This window comes from Dickeya chrysanthemi NCPPB 402 (assembly GCF_000406105.1).
GTDB classification, from domain to species: Bacteria; Pseudomonadota; Gammaproteobacteria; order Enterobacterales; family Enterobacteriaceae; genus Dickeya; species Dickeya chrysanthemi.
This window is the reverse complement of sequence record NZ_CM001974.1, coordinates 2,771,556-2,793,290: the sequence shown is the minus strand read 5'-3', so window position 1 is coordinate 2,793,290 and position 21,735 is coordinate 2,771,556. Positions and strand designations below refer to the sequence as shown.

At 57.3% G+C, this 21,735-nt stretch carries 18 protein-coding genes; 12 read left to right on the top strand and 6 right to left on the bottom strand.

The genetic code is table 11. The annotated features are described in order from the left end of the window. Positions 1-7 precede the first annotated feature (7 nt). Genes ssuD through ssuE form a run of 3 tightly spaced genes read right to left on the bottom strand, consistent with a single transcriptional unit; the run spans position 8 to position 2,730 of the window. Positions 8-1,156, bottom strand: coding sequence for an FMNH2-dependent alkanesulfonate monooxygenase (ssuD, locus tag DCH402_RS12490; protein ID WP_040001368.1), 1,149 nt, complete (start codon positions 1,154-1,156; stop codon positions 8-10). Positions 1,157-1,187: 31 nt separating this feature from the next. Next, positions 1,188-2,147 carry a sulfonate ABC transporter substrate-binding protein gene (locus tag DCH402_RS12485; protein WP_033577380.1) on the bottom strand — a complete coding sequence of 320 codons (960 nt, stop codon included), beginning with the start codon at positions 2,145-2,147 and terminating at the stop codon, positions 1,188-1,190. Positions 2,148-2,175: 28 nt separating this feature from the next. Next, the gene (gene ssuE / locus DCH402_RS12480; RefSeq protein WP_040001367.1) at positions 2,176-2,730 is read right to left on the bottom strand and encodes an NADPH-dependent FMN reductase; all 555 of its coding nucleotides are present in this window, start codon (positions 2,728-2,730) and stop codon (positions 2,176-2,178) included. Positions 2,731-3,187: 457 nt separating this feature from the next. Between ssuE and pyrD the strand changes: the two genes are divergently transcribed. Both pyrD and DCH402_RS12470 read left to right on the top strand, forming a co-directional pair. Further along, entirely contained in the window at positions 3,188-4,195 is a 1,008-nt protein-coding gene (gene pyrD, locus DCH402_RS12475; protein WP_040001365.1) for a quinone-dependent dihydroorotate dehydrogenase, read from the top strand. 276 nt (positions 4,196-4,471) lie between these two features. Further along, positions 4,472-5,026 carry a cell division protein ZapC gene (locus tag DCH402_RS12470; protein WP_040001364.1) on the top strand — a complete coding sequence of 185 codons (555 nt, stop codon included), beginning with the start codon at positions 4,472-4,474 and terminating at the stop codon, positions 5,024-5,026. Between the two features lie 45 nt (positions 5,027-5,071). On the opposite strand, the gene DCH402_RS12465 is transcribed toward DCH402_RS12470, so the two are convergent. Beyond that, on the bottom strand, positions 5,072-6,175 hold the full coding sequence (locus DCH402_RS12465; protein ID WP_040001362.1) for a YcbX family protein: 1,104 nt from the start codon (positions 6,173-6,175) through the stop codon (positions 5,072-5,074). 180 nt (positions 6,176-6,355) lie between these two features. Here DCH402_RS12465 and rlmKL point away from each other — a divergent pair, with 180 nt between their 5' ends. From rlmKL to rmf, 6 genes are all read left to right on the top strand, one after another. Continuing rightward, positions 6,356-8,479 carry a bifunctional 23S rRNA (guanine(2069)-N(7))-methyltransferase RlmK/23S rRNA (guanine(2445)-N(2))-methyltransferase RlmL gene (gene rlmKL / locus DCH402_RS12460; RefSeq protein WP_040001361.1) on the top strand — a complete coding sequence of 708 codons (2,124 nt, stop codon included), beginning with the start codon at positions 6,356-6,358 and terminating at the stop codon, positions 8,477-8,479. Positions 8,480-8,484: 5 nt separating this feature from the next. Continuing rightward, the gene (locus tag DCH402_RS12455) at positions 8,485-10,419 is read left to right on the top strand and encodes an ABC transporter ATP-binding protein (RefSeq protein ID WP_040001360.1); all 1,935 of its coding nucleotides are present in this window, start codon (positions 8,485-8,487) and stop codon (positions 10,417-10,419) included. 278 nt (positions 10,420-10,697) lie between these two features. Beyond that, entirely contained in the window at positions 10,698-11,966 is a 1,269-nt protein-coding gene (gene pqiA / locus DCH402_RS12450; RefSeq protein WP_040001359.1) for a membrane integrity-associated transporter subunit PqiA, read from the top strand. Next, the gene (gene pqiB / locus DCH402_RS12445; RefSeq protein WP_040001358.1) at positions 11,953-13,599 is read left to right on the top strand and encodes an intermembrane transport protein PqiB; all 1,647 of its coding nucleotides are present in this window, start codon (positions 11,953-11,955) and stop codon (positions 13,597-13,599) included. The genes pqiA and pqiB overlap by 14 nt, the downstream gene beginning before the upstream one ends. Beyond that, the gene (gene pqiC / locus DCH402_RS12440; RefSeq protein ID WP_081642160.1) at positions 13,596-14,159 is read left to right on the top strand and encodes a membrane integrity-associated transporter subunit PqiC; all 564 of its coding nucleotides are present in this window, start codon (positions 13,596-13,598) and stop codon (positions 14,157-14,159) included. Before pqiB ends, pqiC begins: the two co-directional genes overlap by 4 nt. A 628-nt stretch (positions 14,160-14,787) precedes the next feature. Continuing rightward, complete coding sequence (gene rmf, locus DCH402_RS12435) at positions 14,788-14,955, top strand: ribosome modulation factor (RefSeq protein ID WP_012769408.1); 168 nt, start codon at positions 14,788-14,790, stop codon at positions 14,953-14,955. Between the two features lie 94 nt (positions 14,956-15,049). On the opposite strand, the gene DCH402_RS12430 is transcribed toward rmf, so the two are convergent. Both DCH402_RS12430 and ppsR read right to left on the bottom strand, forming a co-directional pair. Next, positions 15,050-16,102 (bottom strand): 3-deoxy-7-phosphoheptulonate synthase, encoded by a 1,053-nt coding sequence (locus DCH402_RS12430; RefSeq protein WP_040001356.1) that lies wholly within the window; start codon positions 16,100-16,102, stop codon positions 15,050-15,052. Between the two features lie 183 nt (positions 16,103-16,285). Continuing rightward, the gene (gene ppsR / locus DCH402_RS12425) at positions 16,286-17,107 is read right to left on the bottom strand and encodes a posphoenolpyruvate synthetase regulatory kinase/phosphorylase PpsR (RefSeq protein WP_040001355.1); all 822 of its coding nucleotides are present in this window, start codon (positions 17,105-17,107) and stop codon (positions 16,286-16,288) included. A 316-nt stretch (positions 17,108-17,423) separates the two neighbouring features. Between ppsR and ppsA the strand changes: the two genes are divergently transcribed. From ppsA to DCH402_RS12405, 4 genes are all read left to right on the top strand, one after another. Beyond that, complete coding sequence (ppsA, locus tag DCH402_RS12420) at positions 17,424-19,802, top strand: phosphoenolpyruvate synthase (protein ID WP_040001353.1); 2,379 nt, start codon at positions 17,424-17,426, stop codon at positions 19,800-19,802. 231 nt (positions 19,803-20,033) lie between these two features. Then, positions 20,034-20,165: a hypothetical protein gene (locus DCH402_RS12415; RefSeq protein WP_438266462.1), complete on the top strand. Its 132-nt coding sequence runs from the start codon at positions 20,034-20,036 to the stop codon at positions 20,163-20,165. A 241-nt stretch (positions 20,166-20,406) separates the two neighbouring features. After that, positions 20,407-20,889, top strand: a complete 483-nt coding sequence (locus DCH402_RS21425) for a nuclear transport factor 2 family protein (protein ID WP_071604708.1) — start codon at positions 20,407-20,409, stop codon at positions 20,887-20,889. A gap of 250 nt (positions 20,890-21,139) precedes the next feature. Next, a complete protein-coding gene (locus tag DCH402_RS12405; protein ID WP_040001352.1) occupies positions 21,140-21,709 on the top strand; it encodes a TetR/AcrR family transcriptional regulator in 570 nt (189 codons plus the stop codon). Positions 21,710-21,735: the final 26 nt, after the last annotated feature.

The window sequence follows — 21,735 nt, the reverse complement described above, 5'->3', positions numbered from 1 at the left end:
TTGGCCCTCAGCTTTGCGCCGCTTTCAACAGCGGGACAAATTCGTTGCCGACGATTTCGCCCTGCGAACGCAACGGCTGCGGTTGCGGCACCTCCGGCACCGCCACATCCAGCAGCGGGAACAACAGCTCACCCACTTTGTAGGCTTCTTCCAGATGCGGATAACCGGACAGCACAAAGGTATCGATACCCAAATCGGCATATTCCTGAATACGTTGCGCCACCGTCTGTGGGTCACCCACCAGCGCGGTGCCGGCACCGCCGCGCACCAGACCGATACCGGCCCACAGGTTGGGGCTGATCTCCAGCTTGTCGCGACGGCCGCCGTGCAGCGCCGCCATGCGCTGTTGTCCCACCGAGTCAAACCGTTTCAGCGACGCCTGCGCCTCGGCGATGGTTTCATCATCAAGCTTCGAAATCAGCCGGTTAGCGGCTTGCCAGGCTTCTTCGTTGGTTTCACGCACAATCACGTGCAGGCGAATACCGAACCGTACGCTACGCCCTTGTGCGGCGGCTTTGGCGCGTACGCGATCCAGCTTTTCTTTCACCTGTGCCGGCGGTTCGCCCCAGGTGAGGTAGAGTTCCACCTGTTCTGCCGCCAGATCCAACGCCGCATCCGACGAGCCGCCGAAGTAAAGCGGCGGGCGCGGCTGCTGTACCGGTGGATAATGCAGTTTGGCGCCTTTTACCTGAATGTGCTTGCCGTCGTAATCGACGGTTTCGCCTTCTAATACCCGCCGCCAGATGCGGGTAAATTCGGCTGAAGCTTCATAACGTTGTTGGTGATCGAGGAATAATCCTTCGGCGGCCAGTTCCTCCGGGTCACCGCCGGTGACCAGATTAAACAGCGCCCGGCCGTTAGACAGCCTGTCCAGCGTGGCGGCCTGGCGAGCCGCCAGCGTCGGCGAAATAATCCCCGGCCGTAAGGCCACCAGAAAACGTAAACGCCGGGTGACCGAAATCAGCGACGACGCCACCAGCCAGGAGTCTTCGCAGGAGCGACCGGTAGGGATCAGCACGCCGCCGAACCCCAGGCGGTCCGCCGCCTGGGCTATCTGTTGCAGATAACTGTGATCAACCGGGCGGGCATTTTCGCCCCGACCAAAATAATGACCATCACCGTGGGTGGGAAGAAACCAGAAAATGTTCAGACTCATGCGTATCGTCTCCGTGAAATCAGAATGAGGATTAAGGGGTTACCGGGGCACGCCAGATCCGGCTGGCAATATCCAGTTTGTTGGGAATCAGGCGATTGTCGTAAAACAGATCGGCGGTGTGCTGTTGTGCCTGTAACGTGCGTTCATCCACCGGTTTGATCACCGTAACCGGTCGGTGATCGAAATAAGTGCTGATGACCGCTTCAGGCAGGCCCATGGCATTCGCCAGCAGCGTCACGCTCTGCGCTCGCTGGCTGATGGTCAGGGCATCGGCCTGGGTCAGGGTGGCGAGCAACTGTTGCAGGAAAATACCGTGTTTTTCAGCGTAGCTACGCGACGCCAGATAGAACGAACCGGTCAGGTTCAGGTCGGTGCCGTCGGCCAGTACCCGTACTCCGCCTTGCAGTAGAGCCGCGGAGTAGTAGGGGTCCCAAATAGTCCAGGCATCGACGTTGCCTTGCTGGAAGGCGGCGCGGGCGTCGGCCGGCGTCAGGTAGGCGGGCTGGATATCGGCGAAGGTCAACCCGGCTTTTTGCAGATTACGCAGCAACAGGTTGTGGGAACTGGAGCCTTTCTGAAACGCCACCTTGCGGCCTTTCAGGTCGGCGACGGTGTTGACTGGGCTGTCCTCTTTAACCAGAATCACTTCGGCTTTGGGTTTGGGCGGTTCGACGCCGATATAGACCAGGTCGGCACCGGCGGCCTGCGCGAAGATCGGCGGGATATCACCGGTACTGCCGACATCAATACTGCCGATGTTGAGCGCTTCCAACATTTGCGGCCCGGCTGGAAACTCAATCCAGCTGATTTTGGTCTGCGGGAACTGCTTTTCCAGCAACTGATGCGTTTTAGCCAGCACCAGACTGACCGAGCCTTTCTGAAAGCCGATGCGCAGTTGTTCGGGGGCGTCGGCGGCATGAGCGACGGCCGATGTACCAACGGCGGCGGCGAAGAGTAATGTCAGGGCGGCTTGTTTGATCGAAGAGAGCATCACATTTTTCCTTAATATACAGCAGAGGTCAGGCGCTTTGACGCAGCGGTTCAGGCTGACGGCGAATCAATGCCTGAAAGAAGACATGCAGCGCCTCTTGCAGACGTGCTTCCAGGGCATCGCTAAAGTGTGGTGTGCGATCGTAGTGGCTAATCTGGCTGTCATCGGCAAATACGCCTTGCAGGATTTCTTGGGCTTTCAGGGCGTTCAGCACCGGTTTGAGGCTGTAATCCACCGCCAGCATGTGAGCGACGGAGCCGGCGGTGGACAGCGGCAGCACCACCTTGTGTTCCAGCGCGCGTTCCGGCAACACATCCAGCAGGGCTTTCAGGCCGCCGGATAACGATGCTTTATAGATCGGGGTGGCGACCAGCACACCCTCGGCACCGGCGAGCTGTTCATTTAAGGTTTGCAACGCCGGGCTGTCGAAACGGGCATTGAGCAGGTCTTCCGGCGGGAAGTTATGCAAGTGCCACGGCAACACCTCGATGCCTTTGGCTTCCAGCCATTTTCCAGCGTGATGCAGTAAAGCGGTTGAACGGGAAGGGTAGCGAGGGCTGCCTGCCAGCGTGATGACGCGCATGATGACTCCTTATATACCCGTCATACTTCAAGTTGCAGATGCGTTGGCTTTCTTACTCGGCCCATCCCTGGGCCTCGCCCTTTTAGGGCCGCAGCGAGCTGCGTTCAAATCTGCTCCCGGCAGATTTGTCGCTCACCCCAGTCGCTTACTGATGTAAGCTCCTGGGGATTCGCTGCGTCGCCGCCTTCCTGCAACTCGAATTATTTGGGTATAACCAAAAGGTATTTTTTTTCACAATCTAATAACAGTTTGGTTAGTCTGTCAGACGCGGCGACGATTCGGAAAATGATTTATTGTGGAATGGAAAGCGAAAAAACGGATAAAAAGCCCCGGTGCGCGGCGGAAGGCCGAAAACGATTGCGTTGTTGCGGCGTTTTTTGGCCCAGGTCAATTCCCTTTCGCCCGGTGATAGACGATAATACGCCCCCGGTTTATAACCGGGAATCCAGGAGAAGTCATGTATCCCCTCATTCGTAAAGCGTTATTCCAGCTCGACCCCGAACAGGCGCACGAGTTTACCCTGCATCAGTTGCGCCGTATCACCCACACCCCGTTTGAATGGCTGGTTCGTCAGTCGGTTCCGACCAAGCCGGTTACCTGCATGGGGTTGTCGTTCCGCAACCCGTTGGGGTTGGCCGCCGGGCTGGACAAAGATGGCGAGTGCATTGATGCGCTTGGTGCCATGGGGTTCGGCTTTATTGAAGTGGGCACCGTCACCCCGCGTCCGCAACCGGGCAACGACAAGCCGCGGTTGTTCCGGATAGTGGAGGCTGAAGGGCTGATTAACCGCATGGGATTCAATAACCGTGGGGTGGATAATCTGGTCGAGAATGTCAAACAGTCGCGTTTTGGCGGTGTGCTCGGCATTAATATCGGCAAAAATAAAGACACGCCGGTAGAACAGGGAAAAGAGGATTATCTTATCTGTATGGATAAGGTTTATTCCCACGCCGGGTATATTGCCATCAATATTTCCTCTCCCAATACGCCGGGATTACGTACGCTGCAATATGGCGATGCGCTGGATGATTTGTTACAGGCTGTAAAAAATAAGCAGACTGAGCTGCATAGCCGTTATCAGAAATATGTGCCGGTGGCGGTAAAAATTGCGCCGGATCTGTGTGAAGAAGAATTGATTCAAATTGCCGACAGTCTGGTACGTCATAATATCGACGGTGTGATCGCCACCAATACCACGCTGGACAGACAATTGATTCAGGGATTGAATCATTGCGGACAAACCGGCGGGTTAAGCGGTCGTCCGTTGCAATTGCGCAGCACCGAGGTGATTCGTCGTCTGTCGCAGGAATTGCAGGGGCGATTGCCGATTATCGGCGTCGGGGGAATTGATTCGGTGGTCGCGGCCAGAGAAAAACTAGCGGCCGGTGCGACGCTGGTTCAGATTTATAGCGGATTTATTTATCGCGGACCGCGGCTGATTAAAGATATTGTTACCCACATCTGATTTTTCATTCCCATTACCCAGCGTAGGGGGTTTATTTCTCCTCTGCGCTGGTCTATATTTCCTTTGTTTGTGCAAAAATACAGCACTACCGTGCATGATGGGTTATTTTTAACGCGGTCATTTACGACCAATATATATACCCCAAATAATTCGAGTTGCAGGCAGGCTGATTACACTTAATTCATTTCGGTTGCTTATTGATTTGGCGGCCGATTATTCATCCGGGCCGGTTTTCCGGTACTTTGGCATCAGTAAGGCATAAATAAAGGTAATGTGATGAAATTAGTCCCTGACGATAGCTGGCGCTGGTATTTCGATACCGATCAGGCGCGGCTGATGCTTGACCTGGCCAACGGCATGGTATTTCGTTCCCGTTTCTCTTCTTCAATGCTGACGCCGGATGCATTTACGCCAAGTGTGTTCTGTGTCGACGATGCCGCACTGTTTTTCACCTATCAGGAAAAATGCCAGGCACTGAGACTATCGACTGAGGCGCGGGCGGAGTTGGTGTTGAACGCGCTGGTGGCGAACCGTTTCCTGAAGCCGATGATGCCGAAAAGCTGGCACTTCGCGGCGCAACAACGGGCGCACGCCTCGCCGCAAACCGGCGATCAGGTTAGTGTGCAACTCAATGAGCGTCCGGAAGTCGCGAACTTTATGGTGGTGGAAGCCGGCGATAAAGCCAGCCTGTGCGTGTTGGCGCAGGGGCAATTAGCGCTCAACGGCAAAGTGATGCAACTGGGCGATGCCATCAAAATCATGCACGACCGCTTGTGCCCGGCGGTGGAAAATAGCGATGAAGCATCGGCGCGTTACGCGTTTGCCGGCTGAACGCTGATGACGCGAGGCATCCCGCTATCGAGTTATGTCTCAACGTCAGGTTAATTCAATATCTCCAGCCGGAATGCAACTGCACGCCAGAATCGTTCCGTCTTCTCCCCGCGCGCTGGCTTTCAGCGGCGACACCTCGCCGTTGCTCAGCGTCAACCGGCAGCAACCGCACAACCCGGCCCGGCATGAGTAAGGAACGCGTATTCCCTGTTGCTCCAGCTGTTCCAGCAGAATTTGCTGGTTATTGCCGGTGAAGCGGGTGCCCTGATAGGTAATTTGTACCGGTTTGGCGGCGCCGGGCGGCGGCGTCAGGCTTTCCGTGACGGCACCTGCGCCATAAGGCCGCGGAGGTTTGGTGGATAACACCTCGACGTCGTCGCCGACGCGAATGATGCCGCTATGGCGGGCGATCAGGTTTACGCCGAAATCCACATCGCCGTTTTCCGCCGTTCGGTACTGTTGCAACGTCGCCAGGGGTTCCCCTGACGGGTGTTTGCGCCCGCGCTCCGGGCTCACCGTCGTCAGCACACAGCGGCTACAGGGTTTGGCCACATCAAACATCACCTCGCCGATGCGCAGCGTCTGCCAGCCATCTTCGGCATAGGCCGCCGCGCCGCTGACCACCAGATTAGGGCGGAACTGCTCAAGACGAATGCCTGCGCTGCAACGACGACGCAGATCGTCAAGCGAGGCATCGTTAATCAGCAGGAAAGGATACCCATCGGCGAATCCCAGCGGGATGTCCGGGCGGCGTTTGACGCGGCGCGACGGTTGCGGCCCTTGCCAGCGTAACTGTACCGGGCGTTGCAGATACTCGCTCAGCCAGCGGTTGACCGCTTCCGGCGCGATCCGGGCCTGAAAATGGTTGCCCCAAACTTCGGTGGGGGCGGTGTCAGGGGCGAAATCGTCGAAGCGCACCAGACAGGTTTGGCCGTCGGGCGCAGACAGGAACACTCCGTCATGCACCAGTGCCGGCGTGAATAGCACCAACTGCGGGAACTGACGGGCGGTAATAAAGGTGCCATCAGGCTCGGTGATCATGAAAGTGCGATCAAACGCCAGTCCGCTGGTGCCGGCCATCGTCTGCGACAACTGAAGGCCACGCATGGATTTAACCGGATAAACAAAAAGCCGACTTAACGCAATCACGATGAAGATTCCTTACTGACGTAAAGCGGCAACTTTATGACAAGCCGCCGGGATTAGCTATAATGCGCCTCAATTTTCTTTACAGGCTCCGGTTTTCCTGCCGGGGCGTTTTTTCAGGGCGCTTTCTTTATTGAGAGCGCGCTTATTCAGGTCGTTCTTCATTAAGGTAATCGTTGCAATATGAACTCTCTGTTTGCCAGCACGGCGCGTGGTCTGGAAGAATTGTTAAAAAGTGAGCTTGAAGCGCTGGGCGCGCAGCACTGCACGGTGGTGCAGGGCGGGGTGCACTTTCAGGGAGACGATCGGCTGATGTACCAAAGCCTGATGTGGAGCCGACTGGCGTCGCGCATCCTGCTGCCGCTCAACGAGTGTAAAGTCTATAGCGATCTGGATCTGTATCTGGGGGTGCAGGCGATAGACTGGAGCGCGGTGTTTGACGTTAATCACACCTTTGCCGTGCATTTTACCGGCACCAATGACGAGATTCGCAACAGCCAGTACGGCGCGCTTAAGGTGAAAGACGCGATTGTCGACAGTTTTAGCCGTAAAACCGGCCAGCGCCCGGATGTTGCCCGCCAGCAGCCCGATATCCGCATTAATGTGTTTCTGCAACGCGAAAAGGCCAGCGTCGCACTGGATCTTAGCGGCGAGAGCCTGCATCTGCGCAGCTATCGCGAGATGGCCGGGCAGGCGCCGCTGAAGGAGAACCTGGCGGCGGCGATTGTGCTGCGTTCGGGCTGGGAAACCGGTACGCCGATGGTAGACCCGATGTGCGGCTCCGGCACGCTGCTGATTGAAGCGGCGATGATAGCAGCGGATCGCGCGCCCGGCTTGCATCGCCAGCACTGGGGTTTTCTGGCCTGGCAAAAACATAATCCGACGCTGTGGAAAAGCGTCACCACCGAAGCGCAGGAGCGTGCCCGGGCCGGTTTGCAGGCGACCACGTCCCGTTTCTTCGGTTCCGATATCGACCGCTGCATGGTGGAGATTGCCGCCGCTAACGCGCGCCGCGCCGGGGTTAATTCGTTGATTCGGTTTGAAGCCCATGACGCCACGCAATTGAAAAATCCGTTGCCGCAGGGGCCGACAGGCACGGTGGTCAGCAACCCGCCTTACGGCGAGCGACTGGAAAGCGAACCGGCGCTGATTGCGTTGCACAACCTGCTTGGCCGCAAAATGAAAAGCGAATTCGGCGGCTGGAAGCTGTCGCTGTTTAGCGCCTCGCCGGAACTGCTCAGTTGCCTGCAACTGCGTGCCGATCGTCAGTTCAAGGCCAAGAACGGCCCGTTGGAGTGCGTACAGAAGAATTATCAACTGGCGGAAAAGGAAAACGGCGCGGAGAACACGGCAACCTTTGCCGAGGATTTCGCCAACCGTCTGCGCAAGAACCTGCGCAAACTGGAGAAGTGGGCCGCACAGCAGGGCATTGAGTGTTATCGCCTGTATGACGCCGACTTGCCGGAATATAACGTGGCGGTAGACCGCTACGGCGATCGGGTGGTGATTCAGGAGTACGCGCCACCGAAAAGCGTCGATGCTCAGAAGGCCCGCCAGCGGTTGTTCGATGTGATTAACGCCACCCTGAGCGTGCTGGAACTGCCCGCCAGCCATCTGGTGTTGAAAACCCGCGAACGTCAGAAAGGCAAAAACCAGTACGAAAAACTGGCCGAAAAAGGCGAGTTTCTACAGGTGTCGGAGTTCAACGCCAAACTGTGGGTTAACCTGACCGACTATCTGGACACCGGGCTGTTTCTCGATCACCGCATCGCCCGCCGGATGCTGGGCGAGATGAGCCGCGGCAAGGATTTCCTCAACCTGTTTGCTTACACCGCCAGCGCCAGCGTGCACGCCGGGCTGGGTGGCGCGCGTTCCACCACCACGGTGGATATGTCCCGCACGTATCTGGAATGGGCGGAGAAGAACCTGCGTCTTAACGGCCTGACTGGTCGTCAGCACCGGCTGATCCACGCCGATTGTCTGGCGTGGATGCGGGAGACCCACGAACAGTTTGACCTGATTTTTATCGATCCGCCGACCTTCTCCAACTCTAAACGGATGGACGAATCGTTTGATGTACAGCGTGACCACCTGATGCTGATGACCCAGCTCAAACGCCTGTTGCGCCCTCGCGGCACCATCCTGTTTTCCAACAACAAACGCGGATTCCAGATGGACAATGCCGGACTGGCCGCGCTGGGACTGGAGGCGAAGGAGATTACCGCACAAACACTGTCGCAGGATTTCGCCCGTAACCGTCAGATTCACAACTGCTGGCTGCTGAAACACGCCGGCGAGGAAAAATAACTACCATGTCATTGATCAGTTTATCCGGCGCCTGGCTATCGTTCAGCGATGCGCCGCTGTTGGACAACACCGAACTGCATATTGAAGACAACGAGCGCGTGTGTCTGGTCGGGCGTAACGGCGCCGGCAAATCCACCTTGCTGAAAATTCTGGCGAAGGAAATACCGCTGGACGACGGCCGGCTGGTGTACGAGCAAGACCTGATCGTGGCGCGTCTGCAACAGGACCCGCCGCGCGATATCGACGGCACGGTGTTTGATTTTGTGGCGGAAGGCGTGGCGGCGCAGGCCGGGTACCTGAAAGCCTACCATGTCGCGTTGCGGCTGGTGGGGGAAGACCCCAGCGAGAAAAACCTGAACCAGTTGGCGAAGATTCAGGACGTGCTGGACCATCAGGGACTGTGGAAGCTGGAAGACCGCATCAACGAGGTGCTGGAGCAACTGGGGTTGTCGGCGGATACGCCGCTGTCGTCGCTGTCCGGCGGCTGGCTGCGCAAAGCGGCGCTGGGGCGTGCGCTGGTCAGCGCGCCGCGAGTGTTGTTGCTGGATGAGCCCACCAACCACCTGGATATCGACACCATCGACTGGCTGGAAGGCTTCCTCAAGACGTTTTCCGGCAGCATCGTGTTTATTTCCCACGACCGTTCGTTTATCCGCAATATGGCGACCCGCATTGTCGATCTGGATCGCGGCAAGATGGTGTCCTGGCCGGGCAATTACGAAAAATACCTGTTGGGTAAAGAAGAGGCGCTGCGGGTGGAAGAACTGCAGAATGCCGAATTCGACCGCAAGCTGGCGCAGGAAGAGGTGTGGATCCGTCAGGGTATCAAGGCCCGTCGTACCCGCAACGAAGGCCGCGTGCGGGCGCTCAAGGCGATGCGTCAGGAACGCGCCGAACGCCGTGAAGTGATGGGCAGCGCCAAAATGCAGGTGGAAGAGTCGGCCCGTTCCGGCAAAATCGTATTTGAACTGGAAGACGTGCATTATCAGGTGGACGGCAAGACGCTGGCGTCCGGTTTTTCCGCCCAGGTGCAACGCGGCGATAAAATCGCGCTGGTCGGGCCGAATGGCTGCGGCAAGACCACATTATTGAAACTGATGCTGGGGCAACTGGCGCCGACGTCAGGACGCATCCACTGCGGCACCAAACTGGAAGTGGCGTATTTCGATCAACATCGCGCCGAGTTGGATCCGGAAAGAACCGTGATGGACAGCCTCGCCGAAGGCAAGCAAGAGGTGATGGTCAACGGCCGCTCGCGCCATGTGCTGGGTTACCTGCAAGACTTTCTGTTCCACCCAAAACGCGCCATGACGCCGGTCAAAGCGCTGTCCGGCGGGGAGCGCAACCGTCTGCTGCTGGCCCGGTTGTTCCTGAAACCCAGCAACTTGCTGATCCTCGACGAACCGACCAACGATCTGGACGTGGAAACGCTGGAATTGCTGGAAGAGCTGTTGGAAAGTTATCAGGGTACGGTGCTGCTGGTGAGTCATGATCGTCAGTTCGTCGATAACTCGGTGACCGAGTGCTGGATTTTTGAAGGGAATGGTCTGATTGGCCGCTATGTCGGTGGCTATTATGATGCTCAACAACAGCGTGCTTCCGCCGCGCCGCTGCGAACGTCCTTACCAGTAAAAAGCACGCCGCTGAAAGAAAACCGCGACAGTGATAACGTGCCGAGTGCGCCGGCCGCACAGCCAGCTAAACGCGCCGGCGGCAAGCTCAGTTATAACCAGCAGCGTGAACTGGAACAGTTGCCGCAACGCATTGAAGTGCTTGAGGCGGAGATTGAAAACCTGCAACAGCAGATGAACGATCCGGCGTTCTTTTCCCGGTCGCATGATGAAACCCAGCCGGTGCTGACGGCGCTGGCTGAAGCGGAGCAGCAACTGGAAACCTGCTTCGAACGTTGGGAAATGCTCGAAGCCCAAAAGAATGGCTAAGAGTGTGATAAACCGCCGTGACGCCTTGTAGACCCGCGCGGGTCCATTTTGCGTTGCAAAATGGTGTGCCGCTACGCCATGCCTTCGGCGTGCGGCGCTGCTGTTTGGGGCGTCTGCGGCGCGGCTTTTACGGCATTGATACCGTTCATCCGGCGCAGGTGTCCATTTCGGCACAGCTTTGGGCGCCGGAAAAAGCCAACATACCTGCGATAACGTTGTAAGAGACACCCTCAACCCTGATACCGCTACCGTATCAGTCAGGCCACCGGAGGCGGCGAATGTGTGTTCATCACCACCACTATGACCGGCATATGCTGTGTCCGCACTGTGACTTGTTGGTGGAATTGCCGACATTGCAGGATGGGCAGCGGGCGGTGTGTCCGCGTTGTAACACTGCGTTGTCCAGCCGCCAGCGTGAGCCGCGGTGGCGGCCTGCCAGCTTTGCGTTTAGCGCGCTGATCATGCTGCTGCTGTCCATGCTGTTTCCTTTTGTCTCGATGAGCGTCGCCGGTATTCGCAGCGAAATCACCCTGCTGGAGATTCCGCGGGTGATGGTGGCGGAAAATTACGCCAGCATGGCGACGCTGTTTCTGCTGTTTGCTCAACTGGTGCCGGCCTGTTCAATGGCGGTGATTCTGCTGCTGTGCCTGCGTACGCCGCTGCCTGATGCGGTGCGGTGTTTGGTCACCAAAATGCTGTTCCAGTTGAAAGGCTGGGGCATGGCGGAGATCTTTCTGGCGGGCGTGCTGGTTAGTTTTGTAAAACTGATGTCGTATGGCGATATCGGTATTGGCGCCAGTTTCGTTCCTTATATCGTTTTTTGCCTGTTGCAGTTGATGGCGTTCCAGAGCCTCGATCGCCGTTGGTTGTGGGATGACGTCGCGCCGTCGCCGCCGATGCCGGCGGGGCTGGAAACCGGCTGCAGCGGGCTGGGTCAAGGCGTGCGCGCCTGCACCTGCTGTAGCGCTATTCTGCCTGCCGATGAGGTCCGCTGCCCACGCTGCCATACGCGCGGCCATGCCCGGCGGCGCCACAGCCTGCAATGGACGCTGGCGCTGCTGCTGACGTCGGTACTGCTGTACGTGCCCGCCAACCTGATGCCGATTATGGTCACCGAAGCGCTGGGCCATAGCATTACCTCGACGATCATGTCCGGCGTGATCCTGCTGTGGGATTCCGGTTCGTGGCCGGTGGCGCTGGTGATTTTCATCGCCAGCATCATGGTGCCGACGCTGAAAATGCTGGCGATGGGCTGGCTGTGCTGGTGCGCCTACGGCTCGCGCCGTTACGATACTGAGCGGCTGCACCGGGTGTATGAGGTTGTGGAATTCGTCGGCCGCTGGTCGATGATTGATGTCTTTGTCATCGCCGTGTTGTCGGCGATGGTGCGTATGGGCCGACTGATGAGCATTTATCCGGCCATCGGCGCGGTGTTGTTTGCCACCGTGGTCATACTGACCATGATTGCCGCGATGATCTTTGATCCCCGCCTGCTGTGGGATCGCCATCACGTGCAAGGAGAGGAGCGTTTCGTTGACGAAAACTAATCAAGGCATGGCGCAGATCGAAAGCATCAAACGCTGGTCGCCGGTATGGATTGTGCCGATTGTGACGGTGCTGATTGGCGCCTGGATTCTGTTTTATCACGTAAGTCATCAGGGGCCGGAAATCACGTTAATCACCCGCAACGCCGAAGGGATCGAGGCGGGAAAAACGGCGATCAAGAGCCGCAGCGTGAACGTGGGGGTAGTGGAAAGCGTAATGCTGAGCGAAGACCTGCATCAGGTGGAGATCACGGCGCGTCTTAACGACGGCATGGATAAACTGCTGCGCAAGGATTCGGCGTTCTGGGTGGTGAAACCGCAGATAGGTCGTGAAGGCATCTCCGGACTGGGGACGCTGTTGTCCGGCTCCTTCATCGAGCTACAGCCGGGGTCCAGCAAGGAAGACAGCCGTGCTTTCACACTGCTGGATTCGCCGCCGTTGGCGTCGCCTGACGCCAAAGGGATTCGCATCATTCTTAACAGCGAGCAGTCCGGGCAGTTGACCGCCGGCGATCCGGTGCTGTTCCGCGGCTACCGGGTCGGCTCGGTGGAAACCAGCCATTTTGATCCTACGGCCAGAAAGATGTTGTATCAGCTGTTTGTCGCCGCGCCTTATGACCAACTGGTAACGGCGAATGTCCGTTTCTGGAAAGACAGCGGCGTGGCGCTGAACCTGTCCGCGCAGGGGATGCGGGTGGAGATGGGGTCGCTCAGTACCTTGCTGAGCGGCGGCGTCAGCTTTGATGTGCCTGCCGGCTGGGAAGTAGGCAGCCCGGCGCATGAGCGCGACGAATACCAGTTGTTTGACAATCAGGGCAGCATTCAGGACTCGCTTTACACCGAATACAAAGAATACCTGCTGTTTTTCGATGAGTCAGTACGCGGCCTGCAGGTAGGCGCGCCGGTCGAGTTTCGCGGCATCCGGCTGGGAACCGTCGCGGAAGTGCCGTTCTTCCCGCATAATCTGCCGCAAAGTTTTGACAGCGATTACCGCATTCCGGTGCTGGTGCGCATCGAACCGGGCCGGCTGAAACAAGGGTTGCGCGACCAGATCAACCTGGAACAGGAGCTGAGCAAGGGCGCCGTATCCGGTCTGCGGGCGTCGATGAAAACCGCCAATCTTCTGACTGGCGCGCTGTATGTAGATCTGGATTTTTATCCGCAACAGAAAGGCCGGGTGACGTCGCTGGCGTCGATGGATGGTTACCCGGTGTTGCCAACCGTCAACGGCGGCCTGACGCAGATCCAGCAGAAGCTGATGTCGGTGCTGGATAAAGTCAATAGCCTGCCGCTCAACCCGATGGTGGAGCAGGCGACGAAAACACTGGCGGAAAGCCAGTCCACTCTGCGAGAACTGCAAAAAACGCTGGCGTCGCTCAACAAGTTGACCAGCAGCGAGGCGATGCAGCAGTTGCCGGTGGATATGCAGCGTACGCTGCGTGAACTGAACAGCAGCCTGCAGGGCGTGCAACCCGGCTCGCCGGCCTATAACCGCATGGTGGGCGACATGCAGCGTCTGGATCAGACGCTGCGCGAATTGCAGCCGTTATTGCGAACCCTGAACGATAAGAGCAATGCGCTGATTTTTGAAGCGCCGGATGCCGATGATCCTCAACCGAAGAAGGCGAAACCGTGATGAAACGATGGCCATTATGGCTGGTGTTGCTGCTGAGCGCCTGTAGCAGCCCGCAGAAAGTCTATTATCAACTGCCTGCCGCCGTGCAGAGCACCAGCCTTTCGGTTGCGTCAGCCGAAGGGCGCCAACTATGGGTGGCGCCGATTACCCTGACGGATTCGCTGGCAGGGAGCGGCATCGTGTTCCAGACTTCGGCGGTGCGTTACACCATCGCGGGCAATAACATGTGGGCCAGCCCGTTGGATCAGCAGTTGCAGCAGGCGCTGGTGGCGTCGCTGCGTAACGGCTTGCCGGGGTGGCATGTCGCCACTACCGGTGTCGCCAGTGGTGTGGCGTCCCGTTTGCAGGTCAACGTGACGGCGTTTCAGGGGCGGTTTGACGGTAAGGCGGTTATTCGCGGTGAGTGGGTGCTGCAGGGCAGTAAACGCGTGGTCACACAGCCATTCAGCATTGAGGTGGCGCAGACCGAAGACGGCTATGATGCGCTGGTCGCTGCGCTCGGCAAGGGCTGGCAGCAGGTGGCGGAGCAGGTGCGCCAGCGTCTGCAAACGGGAACCTGAGGTGAAAGCCCGGCGCTGTTATATACCCGTCATACTTCAAGTTGCAGGTGCGTTGGCTGCGTGACTCGGCCCATCAATGGGCCTCGCCCTTCGGGCCGCAGCAAGCTGCGTTCAAATCTGCTCCCGGCAGATTTGTCGTTCACCCGAATCACTTACCTGAGTAAGCTCATCGGGATGAAATGAGAGACATCCTGTCTCTCACCGGAGGCCAGCCGTTGGCTGGTCAAATTCGTTCCCGACGAATTTGTCACTCTCTTGCCGCGTTACAAGGCTCAATGAGCCTTGCCCTGACGGGCCAACGCGTTGCGTTGTTCAACACGCGAGCGTGTTGTCCTGCAACTCGAATTATTTTGGGTATAGCGATATGAACTGAGTAATAGCAAATCCCTCTGGATGCCGATTTTGTGACCGTGATCGGGTTTCAGGGGGTTTTGTTTTTGTCTCAGCCGGTTAGATCAAAATGTGGTTTTATTTCGCGGAAAATTCTTCATTCTGGTTCACAAATATGACAACGGCGTGAATTTTGCGACTTGATCTTCGCCGCCCGAATAGCTATTCATAGGGTGTGGTTGCGTGAAAAACAACCATTGTTTTCTTTCCACCAGAGTCGAAATGAGGGAAACAAGGCATGAAGAGACAGAAAAGAGATCGTCTGGCACGGGCGCATTCACGGGGCTATCAGGCTGGTATCGTTGGCCGGTCCAAGGAGCTCTGTCCTTATCAATCGATCGATGCCCGGTCTAACTGGTTGGGAGGCTGGCGAGAGGCCATGGAGGACAGGGCGGCGATTGCCTGATCGTACCCTGTTAATTGAAAAGGGAATGACCTCCGCTGCGGCGGAGGTTTTCGTTTTCATAAAGCAGAAACAACATACGCCGAACGGCGTGGCGTCAGCCAACGAAACGGTTGTCTACCGCTTCTGCCAGCATATTCAACAGGTGTTCACTGTCTTGCCAGCCAAGGCAACCATCGGTAATCGACTGCCCGTAGGTCAATTGATCCGGATGGCGCAGCGTCTGGGTGCCTTCCACCAGAAAACTCTCTGCCATCACGCCGGCAATAGCGCCTTCGCCGTTACGGATTTGCTCACAGACCGCCTGTGCGACCGTCAGTTGGCGCTGAAACTGTTTCTGGCTGTTGCCGTGGCTGAAATCCACCACCAGCCGTTCCGGCAGCGAGAATTCCCGCAGTGCGGCACAGGCTGCGGCAATGTGTTCCGCTTGATAATTGGGGGTTTTGCCGCCGCGCAGAATAATATGGCCGAACGGATTGCCGTGGGTCTGGTATGCCGTCATGCGGCCGTGCTTGTCGGGTGATAAAAACATGTGGCGCGCCCGGACGGCACGGATAGCATCGACCGCGATACGGACGTTGCCGTCGGTGCCGTTTTTAAACCCGACCGGGCAGGAGAGCGCTGAAGCCATTTCGCGGTGAATCTGGCTTTCGGTGGTACGTGCGCCGATCGCCCCCCAACTGATGGTGTCGGCGATGTATTGCCCGGTAACGATATCCAGAAACTCGGTGGCGGTCGGCAGGCCGAGCGCGTTGATGTCCAACAGTAACCGGCGTGCCTGCGTCAGCCCTTCGTTGATCAGGAAACTGCCGTTAAGCTGTGGGTCGGCGATCAACCCCTTCCAGCCTACCACGGTGCGCGGTTTTTCGAAGTAGGTCCGCATGACGATTTCCAGCCGGTGCTGGTATGTCGTCCGTAAAGCCGTCAGTCGCCTGGCATAGTCTTTGGCGCTATCAATATGGTGAATGGAACACGGGCCGATTATCACCAATAAACGGCGGTCTTGCCCGGAAAGGATGCGTTCTATGCGTGCGCGTGCAGCGATGACGGTGTCGGCGACATCCGGCGTGAGGGGATGCTCGGTCAACAGTTCATGGGGCGTCATCAGGCTGGCAAGCCGTTCACTGCGCAGCTCATCAGTTGGTTGCATGTGTAATCTCTGAATGTGCGTGGTGCCTGTTCCGTTAGGTAGAGGCTTTTTTATGAATAACCATCAGGTCTGGCAGAAAGCGCGGGGAGGTGGCCGTAGGGCCACCGATGTTTTCCGGGGCCGCCAGGCCGCGATGACGATAGTCTATCACAGATGATCTGCGACTCCGATGGGTGAAAATAGCTAATACATACGTCGATTTATTCCCATAAGGTCAATGATTCTGGCGGAAATCTCTTCCACCGAATAATTGGTGGTGTTGATGTAACGGATTTGATGACGACGGAATAACGACTCCACCTCGCTCAGCTCCATACGGCACTGCCGCAGCGACGCATACCGGCTGTTGCCGCGCCGTTCTTCCCGGATGGCGGTGAGCCGTTCGGCATCGATGGTTAACCCGAATAGCTTTTGCTGATAAGGCTTGAGTGCTTCCGGCAGCAGCAGGTTGTCCATATCGTCGGCGGTAAACGGATAATTGGCGGCGCGAATGCCGAACTGCATCGCCAGATAAAGGCTGGTCGGGGTTTTGCCGCAGCGGGAAACCCCCAGCAGGATAACCTGCGCCTGATCGAGGTTGCGCAGCGAAATGCCGTCGTCATGCGCCAGTGTATAGTCGATAGCGGCGATACGGGCATCGTATTTGATCAGGTTGCTGGCGGTCAGCCCGTGGGTGCGATTAGCCACCGGCGTCGGCGAGACGTTCAGTTCTTGCTGTAGCGGCGCCACCAGCGCCTGCACGATGTCCTGACAGAATCCTTCGCTACTGATGATGATATCGCGGATAGCCGGCGTGACAATCGAATAGAACACCAACGGGCGCACGCCGCTCTGGTGATATAACGTGTTGATTTGCTCACGAACGGCTATAGCCCGGTTTTCATTATCGACAAACGGCAGGGTATAACTGACGGTGTTGACCGGGAACTGAGACATGACCGCATGTCCCAACACTTCTGCGGTAATCGCCGTGCCGTCAGAGACATAAAATACGTTTCTTTCCATACAGACTCCTTAAGTGCCCTCGCTGGCTATCATAAGACTTTTGTGCCGAAAATCAGGTGTTTCCTGACTTTTTTATTGAAACGGTATTTCATTATCTTCATGATTACGATGGTATTATTTTACAATATTGGGATTTTTCTGACTTTTGGCAATCTCAAACCCTGAATTACTCTTTTTTTCACCAGGTTGATCGATTCACCTTTCCGTCCTTTTTGAAACCCTGTGCTACGCTCATAGAGCCGAAATTCATTCATGGCGAAATATTTCGCGCCCTAATTCTTTACACCATAACTGTATGCAAAAAGGATTATTTTCGATGTCTAACAACGGCCCTGATATGCGTAATGTCCTGTGGTATAACCAGCTTGGTATGCACGACGTTGAGCGGGTGGGAGGCAAAAATGCCTCTCTGGGGGAAATGATCACCAACCTGTCGGAACTTGGGGTGTCGGTTCCGAACGGTTTTGCGACCACCGCCCAGGCGTTTAATGACTTTCTCAACCAAAGCGGCATCAACCAGCGTATCTATGAACTGCTGGACCGCACCAATATCGACGATGTCAACCAACTGGCCAAAGCCGGTGCGCAGATCCGCCAGTGGGTCATCGACACGCCGTTCCAGCCGGAGCTGGAGCAGGCAATCCGCGACGCGTATCAGCAACTGGCGGACGGTGAGCCGGACGCGTCATTCGCGGTGCGTTCCTCCGCGACGGCGGAAGACATGCCGGACGCCTCCTTCGCCGGTCAACAGGAAACCTTTCTTAACGTACAGGGCATTGATGCCGTGATGGTGGCGGTGAAGCACGTGTTTGCATCGCTGTTCAACGATCGCGCCATTTCTTATCGCGTTCACCAGGGCTATGACCACCGCGGCGTGGCGTTGTCCGCCGGGGTACAGCGCATGGTGCGCTCGGATCTGGCGGCGTCCGGCGTGATGTTCACGCTGGATACCGAGTCAGGTTTCGATCAGGTGGTGTTTATTACCGCCGCCTGGGGACTGGGAGAGATGGTAGTGCAAGGGGCGGTCAACCCGGATGAGTTTTATGTGCATAAACCGACGCTGCTGAATGGCAAGCCGTCGATTGTGCGCCGCAATATGGGATCGAAAAAAATCCGCATGGTCTACGCCGCTACGCAAGAGCACGGCAAGCAGGTGCGGGTGGAAGATGTGGAAGAGGTGCAGCGCACCCGTTTCTGTTTGAGCGATGACGAAGTGCAGGCGTTGTCGCATCAGGCGTTGCTGATTGAAAAACACTACGGCCGCCCGATGGACATCGAATGGGCCAAAGACGGCCACACCGGCAAGCTGTACATCGTGCAGGCGCGTCCGGAAACGGTGCGCTCCAACGGCCAGGTGATGGAGCGCTATCATTTACCGGCCGGCGGTGAGGTGCTGGTGGAAGGTCGTGCCATCGGCCACCGTATCGGTGCCGGTGAAGTGAAGATCGTCCATGACATCAGTGAAATGCATCGGGTGAATGCCGGCGACGTGCTGGTAACCGACATGACCGATCCGGACTGGGAGCCGATCATGAAAAAGGCCGCGGCTATCGTCACTAACCGCGGCGGGCGCACTTGTCATGCGGCGATCATCGCCCGCGAACTGGGGATCCCGGCGGTGGTAGGCTGCGGCGATGCCACCGAGCGGTTGCAGAACGGCCAGAAAGTGACGGTATCCTGCGCCGAGGGCGACACCGGCTATGTTTATCAGGACCTGCTGGATTTCACCGTGAAAAGCTCTCAGGTGGACGCCATGCCGGCGCTGCCGCTGAAAATCATGATGAACGTCGGTAACCCGGATCGGGCATTCGATTTTGCCTGTCTGCCTAACGAAGGGGTAGGGCTGGCGCGGCTGGAATTCATCATCAACCGTATGATTGGGGTACATCCGCGCGCCTTGCTGGAGTTTTCGCAACAAACGCCGGAACTGCAGCGCGAAATCCGCACGCTGATGCAAGGGTATGACGACCCGGTCGAATTCTATATCGAGCGGTTGAAGGAAGGCATCGCGACGCTGGCATCGGCGTTCTGGCCGAAGCGCGTGATCGTGCGTTTGTCCGACTTTAAATCCAACGAGTATGCCAACCTGCTGGGCGGCGCTCGCTACGAGCCGGAAGAAGAAAACCCGATGCTGGGCTTCCGCGGCGCGGGTCGCTACGTGTCGCCGGATTTCCGCGCCTGCTTTGCGCTGGAGTGCGAGGCGGTGAAACGGGTGCGTAACGGCATGGGGCTGACCAACGTCGAAGTGATGATCCCGTTTGTGCGCACCGTGGCGCAGGCGGAAGCCGTGGTGGCTGAGCTGGCCAGTCAGGGGCTGAAACGTGGCGAGAACGGTCTGAAAATCATCATGATGTGCGAAATTCCCTCGAACGCGTTGCTGGCGGAGGAATTCCTGCAGCATTTCGACGGTTTTTCCATCGGTTCGAATGACATGACTCAGTTAACGTTGGGGCTGGACCGCGATTCCGGTGTGGTCTCCGAGCTGTTTGATGAGCGTAATGACGCGGTGAAAGCGCTGCTGGCGATGGCGATCCGTGCGGCGAAAAAGCAGGGCAAGTACGTCGGGATCTGTGGCCAGGGGCCGTCCGACCATGAGGATTTTGCCGCCTGGCTGATGGATGAAGGCATCGACAGCCTGTCGCTGAATCCGGATACCGTGGTGCAGACCTGGCTGAGTCTGGCTGAGAAGCGCTAAGCCGTCTATTTGACTTTGAGTGAATAATATCCACCGCCCGCCGCACCGCGCCGGGCGGTTTTTTTATTTCACCATGACTCCAGCTCGGTACTTCGCTGGGCTGTGCCAAGACTTGATGCAGCATTTTTATCAATAAATTAGGTGCGTCGATCATATGCCGGTGCTTTCCGAAACTTGACCCGACTTCCTCTCTGCTGGCCCCTGGAAACCGGGTCTTTCCGAGGCGTCATCATGGCAAAAATCAAGCTCACCAAGTCCGCTGTTGATGCGGTACAACCACAGGCGCAGGCCGTCGAACTCCGGGATACGCTGGTGCCCGGCTTCTTGTGCAAGATTACCCCGTCGGGCCGCAAAGCGCCCTGACATTGCCGGACTGATGGAAAAACTTTCGTACAAGCAGACCGAGGCGAACAAGGCATTCATATTCTGCGCAAGGCAATCACCGGCGCCAGGCAGGGTTTGATGTCTTGAGTCCTCACGATGAAAGCCATTACCTACTGAGTTCTGCTCGGTTCCCTTTTTCTCGTCGCCAGCCTGGACCGGGAGCTATATCCCGGTCCAGGCTCAACCTCTTTCCACAACCGCATCAACAAAGGAGCACACTATGAACAATCTCGATATCGCTAAGGCCTACATCAAGGCCATGCAAACCGGCGACCAAGCCACGCTGGGCACCATCATTTCGCCCGACGTGATTTGGCACCAGCCAGGCAACAACCAGTTTTCCGGCACGCACCGTAGCATGGTCAGCGTCGGCCCGATGCCGGGCAAGATGATGGACGTCTCCAGGGGGACGTTAGCGATCACCTGCGCAGACCACTACATGGCCAACGGGGATTGGGTGGCTATCACGCTGGAGTTTGCTGGCGAGGCCAACGGCAACAAGCTCAAGCAGGCGGCTGACGAGCAGCGCGTGGTCGGCATATATCGGTGGAGTGTCATGTTCGCCAGTGGGCGGTACGCGATGCTCGACGACGGAAAGGGGGTCAGTCTGGTGCCGTGGAGGCCAGTGACTGAGCAGAGGCTGGGGCCGCAGATTGCGGCAACGGTACGCGGCAGTAGTGTTTCTGGGGATGTTGCGCGGTAGCGGGGGTCATCCATCGGGTAGCGTACGTACATCTGGTCTTGACGCCCGTGACTCAAACCGCGCGATTCCTTCGGCCATTCCGCGAGGGCGGCGTGAGCCCGCCTGAACAGGAAAAATGACTGCCGCCCATCACCCTCGGGCATCAGGCGTTAACCGGGGACGCTCACCACGTCCTGAGCGTGGCACTTGACGGCGAAGATTTTCGATACGATAATTGAGCATTTACTTACTCAATAGAAGATATCAGACTATGGCTCGTCCCTTGAGCGAGGAGAAGCGTGATGCCCTGCTTGATGCTGCTTCAGACCTCATCGCCCAACTCGGCACTGGCGCCTCTACAGCGAAGATCGCCAAGGCCGCCGGCGTGTCTGAGGGGACGCTGTTTACCTACTTTCCATCGAAGGATGATCTCCTGAATGATCTGTTCGTTGAGATAGAAGGTGAGCTTGCGGAGACGATGCTGGCGCCATACCCGATAGAGGCGTCAGCACGTGACCAACTGTTTATCGTTTGGAGTCGGCTGATTGACTGGGGACTGAATCATTCCACGGCGCGCAAGGCGTTGCGCCAGTTGAAGGTGTCGGATCGAGTGACTGCAGAGAGCCGCCAGCGCTGCCACGCCATGTTCCGAGAAGCTCGCTCGATCGTCGAACAGTGTCTTGCGGGGCACTCTGCTCCTGAACGAGTCGCTTTCTATATCGACACGATTCTGTTCGATTTGGCGGATATCACCATGAACGCCATTGCGGCCAAGCCGAAGGACTGTGAAGCGATTCGACAGGCGGGGTTCGACCTCTTTTGGAAAGGCTCGGCGGCCTGATTTTTTTGTCAATTAAATGAGTATGT

Bases quoted from the DNA above. Each gene is read 5' to 3' on its own strand.
- ppsA (WP_040001353.1), top strand. From the start codon at position 17,424: ATGTCTAACAACGGCCCTGATATGCGTAATGTCCTGTGGTATAACCAG.
- ppsR (WP_040001355.1), bottom strand. From the start codon at position 17,107: ATGGAAAGAAACGTATTTTATGTCTCTGACGGCACGGCGATTACCGCA.
- ssuE (WP_040001367.1), bottom strand. From the start codon at position 2,730: ATGCGCGTCATCACGCTGGCAGGCAGCCCTCGCTACCCTTCCCGTTCA.
- DCH402_RS12430 (WP_040001356.1), bottom strand. From the start codon at position 16,102: ATGCAACCAACTGATGAGCTGCGCAGTGAACGGCTTGCCAGCCTGATG.
- rlmKL (WP_040001361.1), top strand. From the start codon at position 6,356: ATGAACTCTCTGTTTGCCAGCACGGCGCGTGGTCTGGAAGAATTGTTA.
- pyrD (WP_040001365.1), top strand. From the start codon at position 3,188: ATGTATCCCCTCATTCGTAAAGCGTTATTCCAGCTCGACCCCGAACAG.
- ssuD (WP_040001368.1), bottom strand. From the start codon at position 1,156: ATGAGTCTGAACATTTTCTGGTTTCTTCCCACCCACGGTGATGGTCAT.
- DCH402_RS12485 (WP_033577380.1), bottom strand. From the start codon at position 2,147: ATGCTCTCTTCGATCAAACAAGCCGCCCTGACATTACTCTTCGCCGCC.
- DCH402_RS12415 (WP_438266462.1), top strand. From the start codon at position 20,034: ATGGCAAAAATCAAGCTCACCAAGTCCGCTGTTGATGCGGTACAACCA.
- rmf (WP_012769408.1), top strand. From the start codon at position 14,788: ATGAAGAGACAGAAAAGAGATCGTCTGGCACGGGCGCATTCACGGGGC.
- DCH402_RS12470 (WP_040001364.1), top strand. From the start codon at position 4,472: ATGAAATTAGTCCCTGACGATAGCTGGCGCTGGTATTTCGATACCGAT.
- pqiA (WP_040001359.1), top strand. From the start codon at position 10,698: ATGTGTGTTCATCACCACCACTATGACCGGCATATGCTGTGTCCGCAC.
- DCH402_RS12405 (WP_040001352.1), top strand. From the start codon at position 21,140: ATGGCTCGTCCCTTGAGCGAGGAGAAGCGTGATGCCCTGCTTGATGCT.
- DCH402_RS21425 (WP_071604708.1), top strand. From the start codon at position 20,407: ATGAACAATCTCGATATCGCTAAGGCCTACATCAAGGCCATGCAAACC.
- DCH402_RS12455 (WP_040001360.1), top strand. From the start codon at position 8,485: ATGTCATTGATCAGTTTATCCGGCGCCTGGCTATCGTTCAGCGATGCG.